Origin of the sequence: Dyella halodurans (assembly GCF_026283925.1) — a bacterium.
Lineage (GTDB): Bacteria > Pseudomonadota > Gammaproteobacteria > Xanthomonadales > Rhodanobacteraceae > Dyella > Dyella halodurans.
Genome location: NZ_JAPDPF010000007.1, coordinates 210,063 through 230,205, shown reverse-complemented (window position 1 = coordinate 230,205; position 20,143 = coordinate 210,063). Strand labels below are relative to the sequence as shown.

Annotated in this window: 18 protein-coding genes and 3 tRNA genes; 11 read left to right on the top strand and 10 right to left on the bottom strand. The window is 64.7% G+C overall.

Annotated features, from left to right (window positions below; all coding sequences use genetic code 11):
* Positions 1–1,911 (bottom strand): ABC-F family ATP-binding cassette domain-containing protein, encoded by a 1,911-nt coding sequence (locus tag OUZ49_RS15325; protein WP_266151370.1) that lies wholly within the window; start codon positions 1,909–1,911, stop codon positions 1–3.
* 486 nt (positions 1,912–2,397) lie between these two features.
* Here OUZ49_RS15325 and OUZ49_RS15320 point away from each other — a divergent pair, with 486 nt between their 5' ends.
* From OUZ49_RS15320 to OUZ49_RS15305, 4 genes are all read left to right on the top strand, one after another.
* Positions 2,398–2,739, top strand: a complete 342-nt coding sequence (locus tag OUZ49_RS15320) for a hypothetical protein (protein ID WP_380003996.1) — start codon at positions 2,398–2,400, stop codon at positions 2,737–2,739.
* A 228-nt stretch (positions 2,740–2,967) separates the two neighbouring features.
* Positions 2,968–4,002 (top strand): agmatine deiminase family protein, encoded by a 1,035-nt coding sequence (locus OUZ49_RS15315; RefSeq protein WP_266151369.1) that lies wholly within the window; start codon positions 2,968–2,970, stop codon positions 4,000–4,002.
* Between the two features lie 154 nt (positions 4,003–4,156).
* Positions 4,157–5,047, top strand: coding sequence for a carbon-nitrogen hydrolase (locus tag OUZ49_RS15310; RefSeq protein ID WP_266151368.1), 891 nt, complete (start codon positions 4,157–4,159; stop codon positions 5,045–5,047).
* Positions 5,048–5,141: 94 nt separating this feature from the next.
* Complete coding sequence (locus OUZ49_RS15305) at positions 5,142–6,374, top strand: TraB/GumN family protein (protein WP_266151367.1); 1,233 nt, start codon at positions 5,142–5,144, stop codon at positions 6,372–6,374.
* Positions 6,375–6,660: 286 nt separating this feature from the next.
* On the opposite strand, the gene OUZ49_RS15300 is transcribed toward OUZ49_RS15305, so the two are convergent.
* Positions 6,661–7,827, bottom strand: a complete 1,167-nt coding sequence (locus OUZ49_RS15300) for a glycoside hydrolase family 18 protein (RefSeq protein WP_266151366.1) — start codon at positions 7,825–7,827, stop codon at positions 6,661–6,663.
* 187 nt (positions 7,828–8,014) lie between these two features.
* On the opposite strand from OUZ49_RS15300, the gene OUZ49_RS15295 reads away from it, so the two are divergent.
* On the top strand, positions 8,015–8,338 hold the full coding sequence (locus tag OUZ49_RS15295; RefSeq protein ID WP_266151365.1) for a c-type cytochrome: 324 nt from the start codon (positions 8,015–8,017) through the stop codon (positions 8,336–8,338).
* Between the two features lie 18 nt (positions 8,339–8,356).
* Positions 8,357–8,710: a c-type cytochrome gene (locus OUZ49_RS15290; protein WP_266151364.1), complete on the top strand. Its 354-nt coding sequence runs from the start codon at positions 8,357–8,359 to the stop codon at positions 8,708–8,710.
* Positions 8,711–8,787: 77 nt separating this feature from the next.
* Here the strand turns inward: OUZ49_RS15290 and OUZ49_RS15285 are convergent, their stop codons facing one another.
* Positions 8,788–9,396 carry an NfuA family Fe-S biogenesis protein gene (locus tag OUZ49_RS15285; RefSeq protein ID WP_266151363.1) on the bottom strand — a complete coding sequence of 203 codons (609 nt, stop codon included), beginning with the start codon at positions 9,394–9,396 and terminating at the stop codon, positions 8,788–8,790.
* Positions 9,397–9,537: 141 nt separating this feature from the next.
* Here OUZ49_RS15285 and OUZ49_RS15280 point away from each other — a divergent pair, with 141 nt between their 5' ends.
* Both OUZ49_RS15280 and OUZ49_RS15275 read left to right on the top strand, forming a co-directional pair.
* Entirely contained in the window at positions 9,538–9,879 is a 342-nt protein-coding gene (locus tag OUZ49_RS15280) for a 4a-hydroxytetrahydrobiopterin dehydratase (protein ID WP_266151361.1), read from the top strand.
* A gap of 32 nt (positions 9,880–9,911) precedes the next feature.
* Complete coding sequence (locus tag OUZ49_RS15275; RefSeq protein WP_266151360.1) at positions 9,912–11,420, top strand: CPBP family glutamic-type intramembrane protease; 1,509 nt, start codon at positions 9,912–9,914, stop codon at positions 11,418–11,420.
* On the opposite strand, the gene OUZ49_RS15270 is transcribed toward OUZ49_RS15275, so the two are convergent.
* Positions 11,388–12,401, bottom strand: coding sequence for an RluA family pseudouridine synthase (locus tag OUZ49_RS15270; protein WP_266151359.1), 1,014 nt, complete (start codon positions 12,399–12,401; stop codon positions 11,388–11,390). The genes OUZ49_RS15275 and OUZ49_RS15270 overlap by 33 nt on opposite strands.
* Positions 12,402–12,754: 353 nt before the next feature.
* On the opposite strand from OUZ49_RS15270, the gene OUZ49_RS15265 reads away from it, so the two are divergent.
* On the top strand, positions 12,755–15,919 hold the full coding sequence (locus tag OUZ49_RS15265; RefSeq protein WP_266151358.1) for an Rne/Rng family ribonuclease: 3,165 nt from the start codon (positions 12,755–12,757) through the stop codon (positions 15,917–15,919).
* Between the two features lie 79 nt (positions 15,920–15,998).
* Here the strand turns inward: OUZ49_RS15265 and OUZ49_RS15260 are convergent, their stop codons facing one another.
* The 6 genes from OUZ49_RS15260 to OUZ49_RS15235 form a co-directional block, all read right to left on the bottom strand.
* On the bottom strand, positions 15,999–16,652 hold the full coding sequence (locus OUZ49_RS15260; protein ID WP_266151357.1) for a response regulator: 654 nt from the start codon (positions 16,650–16,652) through the stop codon (positions 15,999–16,001).
* Positions 16,653–16,887: 235 nt separating this feature from the next.
* Positions 16,888–17,133, bottom strand: a complete 246-nt coding sequence (locus tag OUZ49_RS15255) for a hypothetical protein (RefSeq protein WP_266151355.1) — start codon at positions 17,131–17,133, stop codon at positions 16,888–16,890.
* Between the two features lie 157 nt (positions 17,134–17,290).
* Entirely contained in the window at positions 17,291–17,638 is a 348-nt protein-coding gene (locus OUZ49_RS15250) for a hypothetical protein (protein ID WP_266151353.1), read from the bottom strand.
* A 15-nt stretch (positions 17,639–17,653) separates the two neighbouring features.
* Positions 17,654–17,740: transfer RNA gene (locus OUZ49_RS15245), tRNA-Leu, on the bottom strand.
* Positions 17,741–17,854: 114 nt separating this feature from the next.
* Positions 17,855–17,928 (bottom strand) — tRNA-Cys (locus OUZ49_RS15240).
* Between the two features lie 84 nt (positions 17,929–18,012).
* Positions 18,013–18,088: transfer RNA gene (locus tag OUZ49_RS15235), tRNA-Gly, on the bottom strand.
* Positions 18,089–18,372: 284 nt separating this feature from the next.
* Here OUZ49_RS15235 and OUZ49_RS15230 point away from each other — a divergent pair.
* Both OUZ49_RS15230 and OUZ49_RS15225 read left to right on the top strand, forming a co-directional pair.
* A complete protein-coding gene (locus OUZ49_RS15230) occupies positions 18,373–19,074 on the top strand; it encodes a pirin family protein (protein ID WP_266151352.1) in 702 nt (233 codons plus the stop codon).
* Between the two features lie 116 nt (positions 19,075–19,190).
* Entirely contained in the window at positions 19,191–20,138 is a 948-nt protein-coding gene (locus OUZ49_RS15225; RefSeq protein ID WP_266151351.1) for an MBL fold metallo-hydrolase, read from the top strand.
* Positions 20,139–20,143 lie beyond the last annotated feature (5 nt).

Here is a 20,143-nt window from a genome sequence, read left to right as displayed (position 1 = left end):
TCATGCCTCCAACTGTTCGTACAGCTTCAGCCACTCGCCTTCCAGCGTTTCCTTCTCGCCGCGCAACTCGGCCTGACGCTGGCTCAGGCGCATCATCTCCGAGGTCGGCCCGTTGTAGGTGGCCGGATCGGCCAACTTGGCTTCCAATGTGCCCAGCTCGCCCTCGATGGTGGCCACGCGCGTCTCGATCTTCTTCACGCGCTGGCGCGCCACCTTTTCGGCTTCGCGCTGGGCGGCGGCGCGCTGGCGCAGCTCTTCCGGTGATTCCACCCGCGCGGCCGGCTTGGCCTCCGCCTCTTTCTTCTTGTTCTTCTTGCTGGTGGCGCCACGGCTGCGCAACCAGCGTGCGTAGTCGTCCAGGTCGCCATCGAAGCCCTCCGCCGCGCCGTCGGCCACGCGCCAGAAGCTGTCGCAGACCAGGCCCAGCAAATGACGATCGTGCGATACCAGCACCAGCGCGCCATCGAAGTCCGCCAGCGCATCGGCCAGCGCTTCGCGCATGTCCAGGTCGAGATGGTTGGTGGGCTCGTCGAGCAGCAGCAGGTTCGGCTTGTCCCAGGCAATCAGCGCCAGTGCCAGTCGCGCACGCTCGCCACCGGAGAAGCCATCGACCGATTCGAACGCGCGATCGCCCGCGAAATTCCAGGTACCCAGGAAATCACGAATCGCCTGTGCACCCACGCCCGGGGCCTTTTCCTGCAGATGGTCGAACGGCGAAAAACCCTCCTGCAGGCTCTCCACCGTGTGCTGGGCGAAGTAACCGATCTTGAGGTCCTTGTGCGCCTTGCGCTCGCCGGCAAGCGGCTCGAGCTCTCCCACCAGGGTCTTCACCAGGGTGGATTTACCCGCGCCGTTCGGACCGAGCAGACCGATGCGCTCGCCTGCTTCAAGGCGAAAGCGTACGTCATGCAAAATCGCGGTCGGCGGCGCGCCGTCTTCGCCGGGATAGCCGGCCTCGATCCCTTCCAGCTGCAGCATCGAGTCGGGTAGACGATCGGGTACGGCGAACTGGAACCGGAACGGTCGCTCCGCGCGCACCGCCTCGGTGCCGGCCAGCTTCTCCAGTCGCTTGACGCGCGACTGCGCCTGCTTGGCCTTGCTGGCCTTCGCCTTGAAGCGATCCACGAACGATTGCAGGTGCGCGCGCTCGGCCTGCTCACGCTCATGCGCAATCTGCTGCTGGCGCAGCTGCTCGGCACGCAGGCGTTCGAACGCGCTGTAGTTGCCGGTGTAGAGCTTGCCGCTGCCATCGTTCAAATGCAGGGTGTGGGTGATGACGCCGTCGAGGAACTCGCGGTCATGCGAAATGACCAGCAAGGTGCCCTGGTAACGGCGCAGCCACTCCTCCAGCCACAGCACGGCATCGAGATCGAGATGGTTGGTGGGCTCATCGAGCAGCAGCAGTTCGGACGGCGCCATCAGCGCGCGCGCCAGGTTCAGGCGCACGCGCCAGCCGCCGGAGAACTCCTGCACCGGCGTCTCATGTGTATCCGCGGAAAAGCCGAGGCCATGCAAGAGCCGACCCGCCCGCGCGCGCGCGTCGTAACCGTTCAATTCCTCGATGCGATGGTGGGCCCGCGCCATCGCTTCGGTATCGCCGCGCGCATCGGCGTCAAGTTCGTCACGCAGCGCGATGGCCAGTTCCTCGTCGCCGCCCATCACGTATTCGATCGCCGGATCGGGCAGCGCGGGGGTTTCCTGCGCCACCGAGGCCATGCGCAGCTTGGCCGGGATGTCCAGGTCGCCGGTATCGGCATCGACCTTGCCCTGCAGGGCGGCGAACAGGCTGGACTTGCCGCAGCCGTTGCGGCCGACCACACCCAGCCGCCAGCCACTCTGGATCACCAGGTCGATATCGGAAAGCAGCAAGCGGCTGCCACGGCGGAGGGCGAAGCGACGAAAGGAAATCATAGAAAGAGCTTATCCGGACCGGGCGTCCTGCCGCCCGCAGCCGCCCATCATACCGGGCCCCAGAGCCTGTTCACGATCTCCGTGTGGCCCGCGCCGGGAGCTGTTTGCGCGTAGACCAAGGAAGAACGAAGGAGCGTACGTCCGTACACGACTGAGTGATGACGCGGGGCTGAGGGCAAACAGACCCGGCCCGGAGGGTTGAGTGCGTGTGCCCACCAGGAACCGGCGCGCGGCTCGACCTGACCACCAGTCCTCGCTCCTCAGAGCCGGCGCCATCCATGGCGCCTCCCCGCGTGCAGGCGCTTCGCCACGCACCGCTCCCTGGCGAGCACACGCACTCAACGCGGGCCACACGGAGACCGTGAACAGGCTCTTATGCCCACCCCATCGCATTCGCCGCAGATTCGCATGGAATAGCCCGGATAGTTCTGCTACAACGACGCGGCATCGCCTTGTGCGGAGAGGGGACCCGTGAACAAGTTCGGAATCAGCAAGCTCAGCATCAACCTGTCCATGATCGTGTTGCTGGCCGCGGCCGGCGCATCCATGCCCGTCCAGGCCGGCCAGGACAGCCTGCTCGTCAATCGCGTCCAGCAGGAACAGGGCATGAACCTGCCCACCCGCGGCATGACCATGGCCCAGGTCGAACAGAAGTTCGGCGCCCCGCAGCGCAAGCTTGAACCACGCGGCGGCGGCAATCCCCGCCAGCCGGTGATCAATCGCTGGGATTACTCGAATTTCATCGTGTACTTCGAGCAGAACCATGTGATCCACGCGGTGCTGAATACGCCGGCGGGCAACAATACGAATCCCGCTTCGGTGAAATAAGCCGGGATGGGGGATGGGCGGTGGGGGCGCACACCCCATCGCGCTGCGGCCCTGGAGCGCTGACGTCGCTTCGCTACGCCATGCCGACGGCGTTCGACCTGAGGGCCCCTGTTAGGCGCCGCCAGGCCCCGTGTCATTGGTTCATCGTACTTTTTAAGTAAACTTCGCGCTCCGCCGTTGCCCTACCCCCCGGCAACGGTGGCCTCCCCACGAGCGCGAGATTCCTCAATGACTGACTCCACCCTGCGTCTACCGGCGGAATGGGAGCCGCAATCGGCCGTGCTGATCGCCTGGCCACATGCCGACACCGACTGGGCCGAGCGCCTGGCCGAAGTGGAGACGACGTATGTGGCACTGGCCGCCGCGGTCACCCGCTTCCAGCCGCTGATCATCGTGGTCGCGGACAACGAACTGCGCATCCGCGTGCATGCGCTGCTGACCGGCGAAGGCGTGGACTTGTCGCAGATCCGCCTGGTGGAACAGCCTTACGACGACACCTGGCTGCGCGATTCGGGCCCGATCACGCTGAAATCCGCGGATGGCAAGTTCCAGCTCACCGATTTTCGCTTCACCGGCTGGGGCGGAAAGTTCGGTGCCGAGCAGGATGACGCGCTGATCGCCGGACTGGTGGAGGCAGGCGTGTTCGGCAAGGCGGCGCACAAGCGCATCGACTGGGCGCTGGAAGGCGGCGGCATCGAAAGCGACGGCGTCGGCACGGTGCTGACCACCTGGCGCTGTCTGGTCCAGCGGCATCCGCAGCAGTCGCGCGAAGAGATGAGCAAGATCCTCAGCGACAGCCTGCATGCGCGCCGCGTGTTGTGGCTCGATTACGGTTATCTCGAAGGCGACGATACGGACGCCCATATCGATACCTTGGCTCGCTTCGCCCCTGGCGATCGCATCGTGTACCAGGCCTGCGACGACGCCAGCGATCCGCACCACGACGAACTCAAGCGCATGGGGGAGGAACTGGCGGCCCTGCGCACGCCGGACGGTCGTCCGTACCAGCTCCATCCCCTGCCCTGGGCGCGCCCGATCCTCGACGAAGGTCGCCGCTTGGCGGCGTCGTACGCGAACTACCTGATCGTCAACGGCGCCGTGCTGGTGCCGGCCTATGGCGACGTGGTTGACGACGAGGCTGCACGCATCATCGGCGAGGCGCACCGCGGTCGCGAGATCGTGCAGGTACCCTGCCGTCCGCTGATCTGGCAGAACGGCAGCCTGCACTGCATCACCATGCAGTTGCCGGCCGGCATCGTCTGATCCGGGAAAGTCGGTGCCGGGTGCTGGAAACCGGCGCCGGACAGGCCCATATGAGGGGTCTACCCCCCACCGGCATGATCGGTGTCGATGTGTCGTATCCATTAGAATGCGCGGCCTGCCTTTACCGGCAGGCCCTCACGCCGGAAGCACGCCCATGACTCGCAAGACCCTGAAAGTCGCACTGTTGCAGGAAACCCACCGCGGCAGCCGCGACGCCAATCTCGACGCCATTGAGGCGGGCCTGCGTGAGGCCGCGGCGGCGGGCGCCGAACTGGTGCTGCTGCAGGAGCTGCACAATGGTCCGTACTTCTGCCAGCACGAGTCGGTCGACGAGTTCGACCTGGCCGAAACCATTCCTGGCCATAGCACCGCGCGCATTGGCAAGCTGGCCGAAGAGCTGAAGCTGGTCGTCGTCGCCTCGCTGTTCGAGAAGCGCGCCACCGGGCTTTATCACAACACCGCGGTGGTGTTCGACCGTTCGGCGGCGATCGCGGGCAAGTACCGCAAGATGCATATCCCGGACGATCCGGCGTTCTACGAGAAGTTCTACTTCACACCGGGCGACCTGGGTTTCGATCCGATCGATACGTCGGTGGGCCGTCTCGGCGTGCTGGTGTGCTGGGACCAGTGGTATCCGGAAGCCGCGCGCCTGATGGCGCTGGCAGGGGCCGACCTGCTGCTGTATCCCACCGCCATCGGCTGGGATCCGCAGGACGAACAGGCCGAGAAGGATCGCCAGCGCGAAGCCTGGGTCACCGTGCAGCGCGGCCATGCCGTGGCCAACGGCCTGCCGCTGCTGTCGTGCAACCGCACCGGCTATGAGCCCGATGTGTCAGGCGTGGGTCGCGGCATCCAGTTCTGGGGCACCAGCTTCGTGGCCGGTCCGCAGGGCGAGTTCCTGGCCCAGGCGGGCACGGACCAGCGCGAATTGCTGGTGGTGGAGGTGGACATGGCCCGCAGCGAGCACGTGCGCCGCATCTGGCCGTTCCTGCGCGATCGCCGCATCGATGCGTATAGTGACTTGCTCAAGCGCTTCCGCGACTGAGGCCTGATTCACTGCCCGCCCTCCGGCGGCATGGCTTGTGCCCTGCCCCGGCCAACCCCATGCAGGGAGTTCCCCTGCCAGATCGACGCCGCGCATGACAGTGACCGATATCGCCGACTCCCTCCCGCCCGTACTGCGCGACCAGCCGATAGAGCGGGTCACTCGCGATGGCGTGGAATACGTCGTGCTGGGCACCGCGCATGTCTCGCGCGCCAGCGTCGAGGCGGTGGACGCCCTGCTCGCCCACGAGCGTTTCGACGCCGTCGCGGTGGAGCTGTGTGACAGCCGCGCCCAGGGCATGCGCGATCCCGATGCGTTCAAGCAAATGGATCTGTTCCAGGTGATCCGCCAGGGCAAGGCCGGCATGGTCGCCGCCAGCCTGGTGTTGTCCTCGTTCCAGAAGCGCCTGGCCGAGCAGTACGGCATCCAGCCGGGCGCCGAGATGAAGGCGGCCATGGACGGCGCCGAGCAACGCGCGCTGCCGGTCTGGCTGGTGGACCGCGAGGTAGGCACCACCTTGCGCCGCGCCTGGCACAGTGTTGGTTTCTGGCAGCGCTTTGGCCTGCTCGGTGGCTTGATCGCCAGCGTGTTCGAACGCGAGGCGATCGAGGAAACCGAAATCGAGAAGCTCAAGCAGGGCGACATGCTGGAGAGCGCCTTCAGCGAATTCGCCAGCGAGTCGGCGCCGCTGTTCCGCAGCCTGATCGCCGAGCGCGATGCCTATATGGCCGCCCGCTTGCGCGAACAGGCGACGCGCGCAGGCTTTGGCGAAGGGCGTCGTGTCCTCGTGGTGATCGGCGCGGGCCATCTGAAGGGCTTGTGCGAGCTGCTGCGCTCGCAGCAGGGCGATCCCGCGACGGAAGCCGCCGAGCTCGCCAGCACGCCAGCCAAGTCACGCTGGCCCAAGTGGGTGGCGCTCGGACTCGTTTTGGCGGTCTTCGCCGCCATCGCCTTCGCCTTCCATCGCGACACGGCGCTGGGCACGGCGGCGCTGCGCGACTGGGTACTGCTCACCGGTGGCTTCGCCTTGCTTGGCGCGGTGATCGCGGGCGCTCACCCGCTAAGCATGCTTTCGGCGTTCATTGCCGCGCCGATCAAACCGTTCCGGCCCGGCATTCCTTCCGGCGGCATCAGTGCCATGGTGGAAGCCTGGGTGCGTCGTCCGCGCGTGGCCGACTTCGAGACCTTGCGCGACGATATCGGCCACTGGCGTGGCTGGTGGAAGAACCGCGTCGCGCGCACCCTGCTCAATTTCTTCCTGGTCAGCCTGGGCACCATCGTCGGCGAGTACACCGCGGGCATTCATATCCTGAAGAGCTTGCTCTAGGAACCTGCCCAAGCGTCTCAAAGGAGCCGTCATCCCAGCGCAAGCTGGGATCCAGCGACGTTATGGCCTACACAAAGGCGCTGGATTCCAGCTTGACCAGCCCTTCGGCTGTTGAGAGCAGCTGGAATGACGGGCATACGCGTGGTTGGTAGCTGGCTCGCACGACAAAACGTTGAGCGCAAAGGCACTGGATTCCCGCTTGACCAGCCCTTCGGCTGTTGAGAGCCGCGGGAATGACAGGAATAACGCGGCCTTTCGTGCGGTGCCGGGGTGACGTAGTTACGGATCAGTGCTTGTTCAAGGACTGATCCAGCACATCGAGCAACTCTTCGTTCCTGTCTAGGCTGTGCTCCCAATACATCACGCCGCCCAGTCCCTTCGCCTTGATGAAGGCCGCCTTGGCGCGCAGCGACTGCGGGTCTTCATAGCTGACAAAGGTCTTCGTCGCCGCATTCCACAGGTACGGTGCCTGGGCTTGCTCGTCCCAGTGGCGCACGTAGCCGTGCTTGTCGATGTAGTCGGCGACCAGCTCTCGCCATGACGGATCGCCCAGGTACTTGTCGTACTTCTGGTACAAGCCGTTGTCCTGCGGATTCACCCCGGTGAACGCACGTCCGTAGAACGCCGCGCCGAGGTTCAGCTTGTTCGCCGGCACACCCGCCGCCAGGAACTGCTCGACGGCCTTGTCGCCGGCACGATCATCGGCAGGTGCCAGCTTCGACAAATGCAGCCCGGCGTGATGCCCTGTCGTCGGGGTCAGGCTGTTGTGGAAGTCGTAGGTCATCAGGTTGATCCAGTCGAGCGAGCGCGACACCCGCTCCAGCTCGATGCCCTGCACGAACTCGCCGTCCGCGGCGGCAATCGACAACAGGTAATGGCGGCCAGCGTGTGCGGCGCCCAGCTTGTCCAGGCGGGCGCGCAAGGTTTCCAGCAAAAGGCTGAAATTGCGCTTGTCCTCGGGACGGTGATCGATGCCAGCACCGGGGAGCGTGGGGTATTCCCAATCGAGGTCGATGCCATCGACGTCGTATTTCTCGACCAGCGCGGCCGCGCTGTCGGCCATGCGCTGGCGCGAGGCTTCGGTCAGCGCGGTATCGGAGAAGTGGTCGGCGCCCCAGCCACCGATCGAGACGATGATCTTCAGGTTCGGACTGATCTTGCGAAGACCGGTGAAGCTGGCCAACGTCTGATCGACGGTCGGGCTCGGCAACACCACATTGCCCTTGGCGTCGAGCCGGGCGAAGGCATAGTTGATGACATCGAGCTTGCCCGCGCTGATCCGGGGCAGCGGCTTGGCGTCCATCACATAACCGACGACCCGATAGTGCGCGGGTGGCTCCGCCGCCATCGCGGTGGTGGCGACGCCGGTGGCCAGGGCAGCGACCAGTAGCGGCGAAACCGCGCTCTTCCACCAGGGCCGCTGGCCCTGCGATCCGACGTTCCACTGCACCATGCAAGCTCCCCTTCCGTTTCGTGTATCGCCCGGCCAGGCCGTGCGTCTCCAGACCCCGGATCATCATCATGCCGGCTCATCCTGATCAAGATCAGTGGCTTGCGACATGTTGTCCGTTTGTGAAAGCAACCACTATACTTTTGCGACTTTTCACCATGGACCCGCCGGACTCGTGGGAATCATCTCGATGACTCGATTGCAACTGCTTGGCCTCTCCGTGGCCGCAGCTTTTCTCGCCACTGCCAGCGTGCATGCCGAGGGTGACAAAGCTGCCGGACGCAAATTGATCTACACCTGCAACGGTTGCCACGGCGTGCCGGGTTACTCGAATGCCTACCCGAACTACCCGGTGCCGCGCATTGCAGGCCAGAACCAGCAGTACATCGTCAACGCGCTCCATGAGTACCGGGCTGGCGAACGCAGCCATCCGACGATGACGGCGCAGGCGCAGAGTCTGTCCGACAAGGACATCGACGATATCGCCGCCTATCTTTCCAGCCTCGCCAAGTAAGCCAAGGACCTCTACCGCATGAAACGTGCGCTCACCCTGCTTTCATTCGGCGCCGTCCTGGCGTTCGCTTCCACCCAGCTGCTGGCTGCCGCCAACCTCGACAACGGCAAGCAGAAGGCTGCCGTCTGTTTCGCCTGCCACGGCGCCGATGGCAATGCGGTCGACCCGCAGTACCCGCGCCTGGCTGGCCAGTACAACGAGTACATCCAGCAGGCGCTGCACGAGTACAAGACCGGCCAGCGCAGCAACCCGATCATGAAGGGCTTTGTCGGCACGCTGTCCGACCAGGACATCGAGGACATCGCCGCGTTCTTCTCCAGCCAGCCGACCAAGCTGGACACGCTGGAAGGTCATATCCAGGGCGACAAGTAATCGCGCGCGTCCCTGCATGAGCCAATAAAAAGGCCCGCTCGATGCGGGCCTTTTTATTGGGCGGATGCCTGGCTCGATCAGCCGAGCGCCGACTGCCCCTCATGCTTCTTGTAGTACGGGTTGCTGCCGCCACTGTGGTCGGTGGCATCGCGGACTTCGGTGATCTCGGGCACGCGCTCGCGCAGCGTTTTTTCCACCCCGTGCTTCAGGGTGACGTCGACCATGCCGCAGCCATGGCAGCCGCCGCCGAACTGCAGCACCACCACGCCGTTGGCGTCGACCTCGAGCAGGCTCACGCGTCCGCCGTGCGAGGCGATCTTCGGATTCACTTCGGCTTCGAGCACATAACGCACGCGCTCGATCAGGCCGGCTTCCTGTCCCGGAATCTCGCCCTTGATGCGCGGCGCGCGGATATTGAGCTGGCCGCCGGTGGCATTCGGCTCGAAATCGATGCTGGCGCCTTCCAGCCAGGCGGCGCTGTCGCCGGCGACATGGAACTCGAAGCCATCGCACACGATGGTCCATTCCTGCCCGGTCAGCTCGTCGGGCTCGGCGAACTCCAGTTCGCAATTGGCCGCGGGCGTACCCGGCGCTGTCACGCGCAGGCGGATGCTCAATCCATCGATGCCCTGCTGGGAGAGCAAGCGGAGGAAATGCCGCTGTGCCCGTTCTGAAATGTCGATCATGTCTACTCCAGCCAAAACGTCGACCGTGCCGGCCGAAACAGCACCATTTTAGTCCTATTTCGCCCTGACCGCTCGCTTTTGACTTTTGTCCGGCAAGCTTCGACGCTTGCTACTTTTCTTCTCACGAACGGAACGACCGCCATGAGCACGAACACTCTCGCCAGCCAGCACTGCACGCCTCGCAAAGGCAAGGAACACGCACTGGACCAGGCCAAGGTGACCGACTTGCTGGCCCAATTGCCCGGTTGGCAGGTCGTGGCGGATGGCAAGGCCATCGTGAAGGACTTCAAGTTCCGCGACTTCCACCACACGCTCGGCTTCATCAATGCGGTGGGGTTCATGGCCAATCAGGAAGACCACCACCCTGATCTCGAAGCCGGCTACGGTCATTGCCAGATCCTGTGGTCGACGCATGACGTCGGCGGCCTGTCGCTCAACGATTTCATCTGCGCTGCCCGCGTGGAGACCCTGCTCGAACATTGAGCACGCTGCGCGCCACGCACCGGATTTTCCCCATGGCCTGGTTCGGCGTGGCGGTCGTGCTGTTGCTCTGGGCCATGGCCGCCTTGTCCGCCTGGGTAACGCGCGAACACCTGGCTGAACGCGCGCGCCTGGAACTGACGGCCCTGCGCAGCGGCCAGCCCTTGTGGCAATGGCACCTGCGCGGTCCTCGCGACCTGGTCGCGCAGCGGGTATTCGGTAACGCCGATATCGCGCCGAGTCCCAACGGCCTGCGCGTCAGCAGTCGCGACGGCTCGACCTTCGACCTGGGCCTGCCGGTGGCGGCGCCGGTCGATCTGGCACACTGGCCGCTGCTTCACCTGCAACTGCAAAGCGACGCGGAAGGCACGCTAGGCCTGGTCTACCAGGCGAGTGAGCGCAGCGCGGCATGCATGGCCACTGATGTCGGTCGACTCGCCCCCCGCGGGAACGAGCTGGTTATCGACCTGCGCACGCTCAGCTGGCGATCAGACGCAGGCAAGCCGTGCCGGCCTCCCGACGTGGTCACCTATTTGCTGCGCCTTCGTCCCCAACTGCCTGCGCATGCGGTGCTGCAGATCCGGAACGTCGACCTGCAGGCGCCGCAACCCGCCTCACTGCCCGCCTCGATCGGTGCCGACATCGCCGATATCCGGCTGCCTTCGGCCCTGGCCGTGGCCCAGGCCGGACTGACCGCCGCGTCAGCCCAGTACGCCGGGCGGAGCGTGCCACTGGTGCGTCTGCCGGCGGGCATCTCCGCCGAAACCATGCTGTCGCTGCGCGATCTGGTGAAACGGCACTGGCCGGGCGCGCTGGTGCTCCCGTTCGGGCGGTCGTTTGCGGCCGCCGGCGACGATGCGTCCTTGCCCGCATGGCTGGACTGGGGTGTCTGTGCCGCCTACCTGATCGCCCTCGTGTGGATCGCCCTGCGCCAGACCCGGGAGGTCATCCGTCCCTGGCTGGACGTAGCCGCGATCGCGGCGGGTCCGCTGTGGCTGATCGCCGGTCTGCGCTGGGGTACCCAGCTCTCGATTCCCGGCGTCACCGCCTTTGTGGCAGCCCTGCTTTTTGCCGCCCAAAGCGACTGGCGCCGTCGCCCGGTGTGGTGGCGCTGGATGGGACGCAGCTGGGCCGACTGGCTCTGGCCGCTGGTCCCTCTGTTGGTCACGGTCGCCCTGATGTTGGTCGATGGCCATGGGCTGGTCCACCTCGAACCGCGACACATGCTGGCCTATCTCGGCTGGGCGCTGGTGCAGCAATGGGCCATGCTGGCCTGGGTGATGGGACGCTTGCGACTCACCTCGCTGCCGCCCCCCCTCATCATCCTGATCACGGCCACGTTGTTCGGCCTGCTGCACACGCCCAACGGGTCGTTGATGCAGCTCTGCTTCATGGCCGAACTTTGGTGGGCATGGCGTTTTCTGAAATCGCCTTGCCTGGTCCCGATCGCCGTGGCCCATGCCACCTGCGCCTTGCTGGTCGAGAGCGGGCTGACCGGTCACCTGCTGCGCTCACTTGGGGTCAGTGCGCGCTTTTTCCTGTAGGTATTCCTGCACGCGGCGGATCCTTTTTCCTTTTACGGCAAGGACATCCAGGAATTCCTTCAAGTCATCCGGCATTGGCGCGGAGAAGCTGTAGGAGCGCCCGTCCAGCTCGAAACTCATGTGCGCGGCATGCAGGAACAGGCGATTCAGGCCCAGGTCCTTGAATTTCTTGTTCATTTCCTTGTCGCCGTATTTCGGGTCCCCGGCGAGCGGATGGCCAACGTGGGCGGCATGGACGCGGATCTGGTGGGTACGCCCGGTGCCCAGGGTCGCCTGCATCAGGCGAGCGGCCGGGTATTGTTCCATTTCGCGGAAGAACGTGAGCGACGGCTTGCCGTTATCGGCCACTCTTACCATCCGTTCGCCGCCCTGGAGCACCGACTTCAGCAGCGGTGCGTTGACGTCGAACTTCGCCTTGGACGGATGCCCCACCATCAGGCAGAGGTATTGCTTGGTCACCGTACCCTCGCGGATCGCTGCCTGCAGCCCGACCAGGCCGGCACGGGTCTTGGCGAACACGAGCACGCCGCTGGTATCCCGATCGAGCCGGTGCACCAGCTCCAGGTGCTCGGCGGGACGCGCGGCGCGCAGCAGCTCGATGGCGCCGTGGCTGACGCCGCTGCCGCCATGGCTGGCGATGCCGGCCGGCTTGTCGATGGCCAGGAAGTGCTTGTCTTCGAAGATGACGGCGTCCGCCACGGACGCCACCATGCCCGGCGCCGGCCCGTGCTGGACCGCCTTTTCGGCCACTCGCACCGGTGGAATACGCAACATATCACCCGCCGCGAGACGCGTATCGGGCTTGGCACGCTTGCCGTTCACGCGCACCTGGCCGGTGCGCAGGATGCGGTAAATCATGCTCTTGGGCACCCCCTTGAGCAGGGTCATCAGCGCATTATCGATACGCTGACCGTCCCGCTCGGGTCCGATCTCGACTTGACGCACACCGTGAGGTGCGTCGGGGGAAGTTGCCGTCTGCATTGAAAAAAACCTGACGAAATAGGATACTCGGCCGGCGTTATGTCCCCTCCTGCCGAAGTTCGAATGGATACTTCGGATGGAATCGGGGGGCGCCCGCCCGCGACGTCGGCGAGGATAGCGCCGGTCGCCTGTACGGCAGCCGGTCGCTGCTCCCTTTCATCGTAACGGTTTGGGCTGTCGTTTGTCCGGTTCCATGGGGTTCCGGGGCGACGAACGCATTGCCCGAATCACCCCGGCACCGGAAACGATGCCGTCATTTGCCGCTTAACCGCAGCGGCGCGATCCCCGGCAGGCCGCCGAAGTTACGGCGCCACTGGGGCACGCGACGCGCGGCAAGCTGAGGAAAAACTACAATGAAACGTATGCTGATCAACGCAACTCAGCGTGAAGAGTTGCGTGTGGCCATCGTCGACGGCCAGAACCTTTACGATCTCGACATCGAAATCCCGTCCCGCGAACAGAAAAAGGCCAACATCTACAAAGGCCGCATCACCCGCGTTGAACCGTCTCTCGAAGCCTGTTTCATCGACTACGGCGCCGAACGCCACGGCTTCCTCCCGCTGAAAGAAATCGCCCGCGAGTACTTCACGCAGGGCCTGGATCCGAACAAATCGAACATCCGTGACCTTCTGAAGGAAGGTCAGGAAGTGGTCGTGCAGGTCGAGAAGGAAGAGCGCGGCAACAAGGGCGCGGCTCTCACCACCTTCATCAGCCTGGCCGGCCGCTACATGGTGCTGATGCCGAACAACCCGAAGGCCGGCGGCGTCTCGCGCCGGATCGAAGGCGAGGACCGGCAGGCACTGAAGGAAGCGCTCGAGCACCTCACCGTTCCCGACGACGTCGGCCTGATCGTGCGTACCGCCGGCATGGGCCGCGACGCCGAAGAGCTGCAGTGGGACCTGGACTACCTCCTGCAGCTGTGGAAGGCGATCTCCAACGCCGCCAGCGCCCAGAAGGCGCCGTTCCTGATCTACCAGGAATCGAAGCTGTTCATCCGCGCCCTGCGCGACTACCTGCGCAACGACATCGGCGAAATCCTCATCGATGAGGAGTCGCTGTATAACGACGCGCGCGAGTTCATGCAGCAGGTCATGCCCAATGCCCTGCGCAAGCTCAAGCTGTACCGGGACGACACCCCGCTGTTCTCGCGCTACCAGATCGAGACCCAGATCGAGAGCGCGTTCGACCGCCAGGTGCGCCTGCCGTCGGGCGGCTCCATCGTGATCGACCAGACCGAAGCGCTGACCGCCATCGATATCAACTCGTCGAAGGCAACCAAGGGCAGCGACATCGAGGAAACGGCGTTCAACACCAACTGCGAAGCGGCGGTGGAAATCGCGCGCCAGCTACGCATCCGCGACGCCGGCGGCCTGATCGTGATCGACTTCATCGACATGGACAGTCCCAAGCACCAGCGCGAAGTGGAGGAGCGTCTCAAGGACGCCCTGAAGCTGGACCGCGCCCGCGTGCAGATCGGCCGCATCTCGCGCTTCGGCCTGCTGGAGATGTCGCGCCAGCGCCTGCGCCCGTCGCTGGGCGAAGCGACCCAGATCGTCTGCCCGCGCTGCGAAGGCCACGGCCACATCCGCGGCGTGGAATCGCTGGCGCTGTCGACCCTGCGACTGATCGAAGAACACGCCATGAAGGACAACACCGGCCAGGTGCTGGTGCAGGTCCCGCCTGCCGTGGCGAACTTCATGCTCAACGAGAAGCGTGCCAGCGTGGTTGAGATCGAACTACGCAACAAGGTGCACGTGGTGATCGTGGCGGACGACAAGCTCGAAACGCCGCATATCGAGATCCAGCGCATCCGCGAAGCGGACATGGGCGAGCACAGCAAGCCCAGCTACGAGCGTCTCACCGCGGTCGAGCCCTCGACCTTGCCGAAGATGGGCCAGGCCCTGGGCAGCGGCGAGCAGCCAGCGGTCAGTGGCATCGTGCCGTCGACGCCTGCTCCGGTTCGCGAAGAGACGGCGGCGCCCGTGGCGCAGGCCCAGCCTGCACGCCAGGCCGCTGCTACGCCGGCACCGACTGGCGGCGTCATCTCGCGCCTGCTCGGCTGGTTCCGCAGCGGGGCAGCGCCAGCGGCGCCCGTGCCGGCCGCCAAGACCGAGCCCACGCCGGCCAACGCCCGCGCCAACCGCCGCGATGAACGCGGCCGCCAGGCTCAGGGTGGCCAGCCGGGTACCCGCCAGCCGCAACAGCAGCGTCGCGAACAGCAGCCGCAACAGCAAGGACAGAAAGGCCAGCAGCAGGCCAAGGGCAATCGCCAGCGTGGCAATGACCAGGCCCAGCAGCAGCGTCAGCAACAAGGCCAGAACCAGACGGCCAAGCAGGAGCAGCGCCAGCAGCAACAAAAGGCTGCCACCGACGCTACCAGCGGCCAGGCCCAGTCTGAGCGCAAGCAGCCGTCGCAGCAGCCACGACAGGAGCAGCGGCCGCCGCGTGCACAACAGCCAGCGGCCGCAACGCAGCCGGCACCGCCCGCTCAGGCCGACGAGCAGCGTCCGCTAGCCGCACCGGCCGCCGAAGCCGCCAAGGAAGCTGCTGCCGCCAAGCCGGTGGCCGAGGCCATCACGAATACCGAGCTGGCCAATGAGAACAGCCCCGAGACCGAAGGCAGCCAGTCGCGTCGCCGTCGCGGTCGTCGCGGTGGCCGTCGCCGTCGCCGCCATGAGGACACGGCACAGGCCGGTGCGCTGCCCCAGGAAGGTGCCGAGGACGGCTTCGACCTGGACGACGAGGATCGTAGTCAGGATGCTGCAACTCCCGCGGCGATCGCTCGCCCGGCCGTCGTGAACCCGCCGGTCGCGCCCGTGGCTGCGGCTGCGGCTGCGGCGGCTGCGGCGGTTGCAACGGTGGCATCAGTGGAGACGGCCGAGCCGTCGCTCCGCCCCGCCCCGCTGGCTGAAACCGTCAGCGTGACATCCGTGCCTGTCCACGCGGAACCGGCGCACGAGCCCGTGCTGAGCGCCGTGGCGCCGGCGTCCTTCAACCTGCCGACGCTGCCACCGATTCCGGAAGCAACGGCTGAGAAAGTCGACGCGGAAATCGTCAAGGTCGAAGCTTCTGCGGCCGAGCCGGTGACGACGATCACGCCGGTTGCCGTCGCGGCAGCTCAGGTGACGGTGACCGAAGAGATCGCCGCAGTGCCGACGCCGACGACGGTCACGCCTGACGTCGAGGCGACCGTGGTACATGCTCATGTCGCCAGCGCGCCGGCCGTTGAGCCCGCACCGACGGTGGCGAGCACCAGCATCGATTTCCATACCCATCTGGAAACCGTGGCCCGGATCGAGGAACCGAGCCGGCATGCTGCAGCGCAGGCGACCCCGGACAGCGTGACCGTGCCACACGAGGCACATGCCACGATCGAGCCAGCCGCACCGATCGCGCCTGCCCAAGGTGATCTGCTGGCTCACGCCGACGTTCCAGCCGCCGCAGTCGTCCCCGCGAAGGAAGAGACCGCGACGGGCGAAGAGACTGATCCGGTGAAGAAGGACGCGTCGCACGGCTGACCACCGTGCCCCGTTCATGCCACACAAAAAAGCCGGACTCATGTCCGGCTTTTTTCATGCCCCTAGCTGCTTGATCAGCCTAGCCGCCGACGTGGTTGTTATGCGTGTCCAGTAGCCCATGAATGGTCATCAAGTGTGCCAGGCTGATCACATGGTCCACTTTCAGCTTCTCCATCAGGCGTTGTTTGTAGGTGGAGACGGTCTTGGGACTGAGATTCAACTGCTCGCCGATGGTGGTGAGCGGTTTGCCACGTACCAGCATCATGGCTACCTCGAGTTCGCGGCTGGACAAGGCATCGAACGGCGAGCCTTCGCCGTCGAGGGTCGCCAGCGCCAGCTGTTGCGCCACCGTCGGCGCCAGGTAACGACGCCCGACGGCCACCTGACGCACGGCGTCCAGCAGTTCCTCGGATGCGCAACCCTTGGTCAGGTAACCGAGCGCGCCCGCGTCGAGCAGGCGCTTTGGGAAGCGCGCATCGTCCACGACGGTCACAATAATGATGTGGGTCGGCAGCTTGGAGCGTGCGACGCGCTCGGTAAGCTCGATGCCACTCATGCCAGGCATGTGTACGTCGACCAGGGCGATGTCCGGGGCCTTGGCCCGAATCAGGCGCATGCCCTCCTCGGCCGTGCCCGCTTCGCCGCTGATGATGATGTCCGGCTGCTGCTGCAGGATCATCCTGAATCCCGTGCGCACCAGCTCGTGATCGTCGATCAAAACTACCTTGATCACCGGATTCCCTCCGTGGGTTGAGCCTTTGAACATAGGCTGCGAGATGGCTTTGCGCAAGCCACCAGAGCGACCACGAAGCTAATTTACGATTGAATCCTACGTCGCGATGGAGCATTCGCCTACAACGACTTTCGTTGGAGCATCCGGAGATGCCCTTCCACGGGACCATGACCTTGCGGTGGGTCGGTCGGATGCTATTGCCAACTTACGACGCATGCGTCCACGCGTGGAGCGCTTACTCCACTCCCGTCGCCCAGTTCCTGAGAGCAGCCTCGTCAAGGTCGAAATCCTCGACATTCACGACGATGGCTTGACCATGCCCATCGGTCCATCGCTGCTCGCCGAGGCGCCGAAAGACACCCGTGATGGATGCTCCCTGCCCAATCACGCAGTCGCCCGCACAGGTGCCGACCACATAGCCCTCGGCCAGTTCGGCGGCGACGCGATCATCGTAGGGTCCGAGAAGCCTCACCACTGACATGATTGCTCCTGCAATTTACATCGGGCAGACATCCTACGCGGTGCCCAAGGGAACTGCACACTGCCACCTACGTTCAGGCGGAGCCAGCTGCCGTCTTTAGTCCGGCTCCCTTCCCCGGGCCGGCATGGGCTTGCCCCTCGACGCTGCTCGCAGGTGCTCAAAGACAGGCCCGCGCCGTATCGCGGTACGCCCTCATGGCAAGAATCTCGATGCGTTCGTGTAGTGCCACGTCAGCCCCATTCGCCCTGCTGCGCACGATAAGGAGCTCATCGATGCCGGCCGCGGGATCGGGAACGATCACCCGGAAACCGTCTTCGGCCTCCACGGCGTGCGCCGCAGGCGCGATCTTGATCCAGTGAGCGACGACGCACATGGCGTACGCCTTGTCAGCCTTTGTCGTGCTGGCCTCAAACGTCGGCTTGCGTTGCTCAAGGCCACCGGCACTGGCGCACCCCACCATCGTCACAGCCACGAAGACTGCTATTCCGATACGCATGGTGAACATCCTTGGAGGACTACTTGGTGCCCGGAGCGGGGGTCGAACCCGCATAACCTTGCGGTTGAGGGATTTTAAGTCCCTTGCGTCTACCAATTTCGCCATCCGGGCGGGATGCTTGAGGCTGCGCATCCTAACATGCGCCCGCGTCCAGCCTAGGGCAAAGCCGCCGTCACCCTGGCCACAAAAAACCCGCCGTTGGGCGGGTTTTTGCTCGCTGCGCAATGGAGGCCTGGGTCGGAATCGAACCGGCGTACACGGCTTTGCAGGCCGCTGCATGACCACTCTGCCACCAGGCCATCGCGCACGGATCGTAACCTGAAAACGTGGTCACTACCCGCTTAAAAAACAAAACCCCGGGAAGGCCGAGGTTTGCTGGAAACTGGAGCGGGAAACGAGACTCGAACTCGCGACCCCGACCTTGGCAAGGTCGTGCTCTACCAACTGAGCTATTCCCGCATCAGAGTCAGAAATAATAGCAGATCGATCGGATTTGTGAAGGGTCTGGAGGCAATTTTTCATGCCTGGCTGGCGTCCACCGAGACGAGGAGGACCCGCCGGCGCGCGTAAACGCCACCATCGCCCGACGGCTTTCACGACAGCATCGCAAATGCTCGGCAAGGCTGCGCATTGGGCGTGCTTTTCGCAACAGTCCGTTCCTCGAACAACCGTTGGTGTTGTGCGTGCGGCACCTTATCTTGGTGCCTTGCCAATCCGGCGCAGCCAGTTCAAAGGAGTACAGCATGATCGAACGTCGACCCTTCGATGCCCTGGGCGGAGCTGACCACGGCTGGCTCAACGCCAAGCATCATTTCTCCTTTGCCAATTTCTACGATGCTTCCCGCATGGGCTGGGGCGCGCTGCGTGTCTGGAACGACGACACGATTGCGCCGCAGACAGGATTTCCGCCGCATCCTCATAGCGACATGGAGATCATCACCTATGTACGGGAGGGCGCCATCACCCATCAGGACAACCTGGGCAACAAGGGCCGCACGATCGCGGGCGACGTGCAGGTGATGAGTGCGGGCACCGGCATCACGCATGCGGAGTACAACCTTGAACCCGGCACCACGCGCATCTTCCAGATCTGGATCATTCCGAACCAGCAGGGCAACCCGCCGTCGTGGGGTACCAAGCCGTTCCCGGTTGGCGAACGCTCGGGTCGCTTCGTCGCGCTCGCCAGCGGCTTCAAGGACGACGCGGATGCCCTGCCCCTGCGTACGGATGCGCGCGTACTCGGCGCGACACTCAAGGCCGGCGAGAAGGCGGAGTATCAGCTTGGTCCGAAACGCCTCGCGTATCTGGTGCCGTCCAAAGGCAGGGTTGAGGTCAATGGCGTAACGCTCGACACGCGCGACGGGGCCGCCATTCGTGACGAATCGACGCTGACTGTCACGGCACTCGACGATGCCGAACTGGTACTGGTCGATACAGCCCCGTAATCGTCATACCCGTCAGGGCCGGCAGGTGTTCTGCTTGCCGGCGCTCGATCAACTGGGGGTGCCTCACAAGGCGTAGCTTGCTAACCTCGCTTGAATCGTCCCCCGCGAGGTCAGCCATGAGCCACGGCATTCACACCATCGATACCGGCTTTGTCCGTCCACAGTTCGATGCGGCCTATCTCATGGTTGAACACGGACGCGGCGCCTTTATCGACTGCGGAACCAATCATGGCGTGCCGCGCATGCTCAATGCATTGCAGGATGCTGGGCTGGCCCCCGCCGATGTCGATTGGCTGATTCTCACTCACGTGCATCTTGATCACGCCGGTGGCGCCGGTGAGCTGATGGCGCGGTTGCCTGCTGCCAAAGTGCTGGTGCATCCGCGCGGTGCTCGCCACATGGTGGACCCGAGCCAACTATGGGCTGGTGCCAGCGCAGTCTATGGCGAATCGGTGATGGAATCGACGTACGGACGGTTGCGCCCGATCCCCGCCGATCGGGTGGTGGAGGCCCCCGCTGGCCATGTCGTGGAACTCGCCGGACGCAAGCTGCTTTGCCTGGATACGCCAGGACATGCCCGCCATCATCTATGCGTTTATGACGAACAGGCAAACGCCTGCTTCACCGGGGACACCTTTGGTTTGTCTTATCGCGAGTTCGATACGGCGAAGGGACCGTTCGTCCTGCCAACCACGTCGCCGGTGCAGTTCGATCCCGACGCCTTGCATGCGTCCCTCCGTCGACTCGTAGCGCTGAAGCCGGAAGCGATGTACCTCACGCACTATGGTCGCGTGACGGACGTCGAGCGGCTGGCGCTTGACTTGCACGCGCAGATAGACGCCATGGTAGCGATCGCTCATGCCGCACAACAGGATGGCGGCGATGCCACGCAACGGCACCAGCGGATGCGGTCGGCACTCAGCGACCTGTATGGCACTCGCGCACGCACGCATGGCTGGCACGGTGACCGCGCCGCACTGCTTGAAATTTTGGGCATGGACATCGAGCTCAATGCGCAGGGCTTGGGTGTCTGGCTGGACAGTACGCAGGAGCGAAGCCGGTAGCACGC